We start from the raw sequence: 3,100 nt of genomic DNA, 5'->3' as shown, positions 1-3,100 counted from the left end.
CGAACGGATATGGCCGGATTTTCCCGAGATCCTATGCATTTTCCTATGCACACATGCATAGAATCTATACACACCGTGCATAGGCTATGCATTGCGCTTGTAAACAGCATGTCTTCGTTCCCCTGTTTTAATGATTTTCCCGGCATTGGTAAGCTTTTTCAGCAGGCGATAGGCTTGAGGACCATTCAAATGACAAAGTTCCATGACATCGGCCCGTTTGATGCCGCCATGTTTTTCAATGTAGCCGAGGACCATCTGTTCATTTTGAAACGGCGCAAAACCAGCCTGTCGAATATATTCCGCTTTCTTACCGGCATTTTGGTAAAGAGCCGCACTCAGTGTATAGGTCCGTCCTCTTCCGGTGCCATGGGGTTCCAAAAATCCGGTTTCCACCAGTTTTTCAAGGGTAGCCCGGACGTTGGCTTCCGTCTTCTGAACCCAAGGCGCCAAATCTGCTGTACCCAAGCGGCGTTCTTCTCGCAGGCGGGAAAGGATAATCAGAGAATCAATCGGCATATGCCCCAACTTTTCTTCCTGTTCCACCACCATTTTTAAAAAATCGAGATCAGCGGTTACATTTGCCATATGAACGGATACCGTAAAAGCATTGGACAAGGAATAATCAGGGGCAGGCCGACCATAGCGCAGCATGCCTTCAAAAATACGGTCAATACCGCGCCCGGTGCGTTCGGCAAGCCCGATCCTTTTGATGATGTCAGCCAACAGTGGATTACGGGATCGTGGATCTGCCACAAGCAGATTTTCCAGCGTCACCCCTTCAACAAATCCACCCGGGTTGCTTATGGTCAGGCCATCTTCGGTCATTTTGACATGGACAGCCCCCAGTCGACTGAAATCGCGATGAACCAGGGCGTTGACAAAGGCCTCCCGGAACGCGCGCCGATCATAGTTGGGAACAGGAACCCGAAAAAGCCCTACCTGGATTTCCTCTTCCTCCACGCGGGCCTTGAACAGCAATTCAACTTCCTCAAAGGTTTCCAGCAAAGGTTTGCGGAAAAACTCATTGACCCTGACATCTGTTCCCTGAAGCACCTGAAAAGCAACTTCGTAGGCAGGGATATGGATGCGAAGCAATTCCTCTGTACCCAGGAGAAGAAGTCCCGCAAGGGTTGGATAACGAATACCGCTGATGTCACGACATAGTCCAAGTGCACCCTCCAGTTCTTCATCGGCCAGGGTCAACAGGGATTGGTCACCACCATATTTCTTAATGGCATTGCGAAGACGTTGGCGTTGAAGAGGATCTAACTGCATGGTTGTCAATGCTTCAATGGTCATGGCCGACGGATCGATCAGGCCAAGGGAAGACTGACGTTGCAAAAATTCATGGGGATAAAAGGGAACGGCTTCAGGGGTGCCGTCCAACTTGAGCCGGCGGCGCTGAAGGAGACCTTCCGAGGTAGATACCAGTTGTCTGGACTTGGGCACATGAATGCGGGCAATCTCCAGGTCCCGTATTGTATGGCGTTCCACTCGGACAGATATGGCCGGGTTGGTTTTATTGGCCACCATGGCTGTAAGACCTGACAGATTCATGTGATTGGGATGCAGACCGGTCACAGAACCATCATCCTCGACACCGAGTAGAATGTCGCCGCCCTCTGTATTGGTCAATGCAACAATTGCCGCTACCAGTTCACGATCCGACAAGGCTTTGACGTCACTTTTAAACTCCAGTGTCAGGCTCTCTCCCTGCTCGATCAGTGACAATATGGTTTCATCACTGTTGCTCATGTGTAATTTTCCCCTCCAGAACGATTCGAACCTTCGCCGGATCCTTGCCCTTGCTGAGCTGATCGATGTATTCTCCAAAACGTTTCTTCATCTCCGCCGGGGTTGCCGGACCGCCTGTAACCTCTAAAGCATTCAGCAGTTCATGAGCATTCACGGTTACCTTGACCAGACCGGAAAGCACCTCTTTCAAGGCCTGGATAAAATTATTGTCCAAGGGTACCGGCAACTCCCGCGACCTGATAAAGGCCTCCAGTGGTTCCCGGTCTTCAATTTTAAGCAGATCCATGTTGGCCTGGGTGATTGGATCATCCAGATTGCTGAGGAGGGTTAAGGTCCAGGCAGACACCATGGCATCAAGCTGGGCATCCATCCGGTCGATCATCTGGGCCCCTGCAGCCGTGACGATTTCAATAGAAGGCCTGAATCCGCAATGGGGACAAATGGGCGTGACGTCCAGATCTTGCTCGGTCAGGGCAAAGCAGCTCTTCAGTCCGGCCAGACGATTCCGGTAGTCGGTGATTTGCCGGCGGGGCATCAGGTCGATACCAGCCAGCTTGTGCAGGGTTTGCAGGCGCTGATCACCCAGCAGACCCGCTTTGCGCTTGTCATCGTTCACACCCAGCCGGGCCTTGGTGTGCAGGCCGATATAGGTGATGGTGTAATCCTTCTTCAGCTTCTGAAACCTGGCGCCTATTTCGGAAAAGGGGCCCCGGGATTTGATCAACAACTGTGTAAGATCCGTTTGGTTGAGTCCATCCAGAATTTCTTTCCGGGTGGTTTTCATGCGGTCAATCCAGTCATGGTCGGCAGGCAGCACCGCCTCGGCAGTGGAGAGCCATGATGCGCTCGGGCCGTGGTTCATAATGAACTCACGCAGGACGTCCAGCTCATCAAGAGTCTTGACGGCTTTTTCGTGGGCAAGCACTTCGGGGGCGCTGTAGCGGAAGTTTTTCAGCTTGCCCGGCGATGAATAGGCCTGGAGCGATTCAAGGAATGCCTTGGCTTCGTCCAGTCTGGCGGCCTGGCCGGCCGGATCGGTGCCTGCAAGCAGGTTCAGTCCCCAGAAGGAAAGTCCTTCCCGCAGGGCCTGACGGGTCATGACGATACGCTTGACGATCTTGCCCACCGCCTGCTGCAGGTTTTGCACCGGCTCGTCTTTGCCCTGGGTGACAAGCTGGGCCATGCCCGGTGTCATGCCCGCCATGTACCCCGCCTACAAGGCGCACCGCAAACCGATGCCCGAGGAGCTGGCCGAGCAGCTGCCGCGCCTGGACGAACTGCTGCGGCTGTGGGACCTGCCCGTGCTGCGGGTGCCGGAGGTGGAGGCCGACGACGTGATGGCCAC

At 53.8% G+C, this 3,100-nt stretch carries 3 protein-coding genes; 1 reads left to right on the top strand and 2 read right to left on the bottom strand.

Annotation, left to right across the window (positions count from 1 at the left end; all coding sequences use genetic code 11):
• Nucleotides 1-84: 84 nt before the first annotated feature.
• Entirely contained in the window at nt 85-1,755 is a 1,671-nt protein-coding gene (locus R6V78_RS12210; protein WP_410289637.1) for an ATP-binding protein, read from the bottom strand.
• Nucleotides 1,742-2,959 (bottom strand): DUF6079 family protein, encoded by a 1,218-nt coding sequence (locus R6V78_RS12205; protein ID WP_410289636.1) that lies wholly within the window; start codon nt 2,957-2,959, stop codon nt 1,742-1,744. The genes R6V78_RS12210 and R6V78_RS12205 overlap by 14 nt, the downstream gene beginning before the upstream one ends.
• On the opposite strand from R6V78_RS12205, the gene R6V78_RS12200 reads away from it, so the two are divergent.
• On the top strand, nt 2,853-3,100 hold a 248-nt coding region (locus R6V78_RS12200; protein ID WP_410289635.1), incomplete at its 3' end, for a hypothetical protein. The genes R6V78_RS12205 and R6V78_RS12200 overlap by 107 nt on opposite strands.

The sequence above is a fragment of the Desulfosarcina sp. genome, assembly GCF_046496365.1.
Taxonomy (GTDB): domain Bacteria; phylum Desulfobacterota; class Desulfobacteria; order Desulfobacterales; family Desulfosarcinaceae; genus Desulfosarcina.
This window is presented reverse-complemented; position numbering and strand designations above follow the sequence as displayed.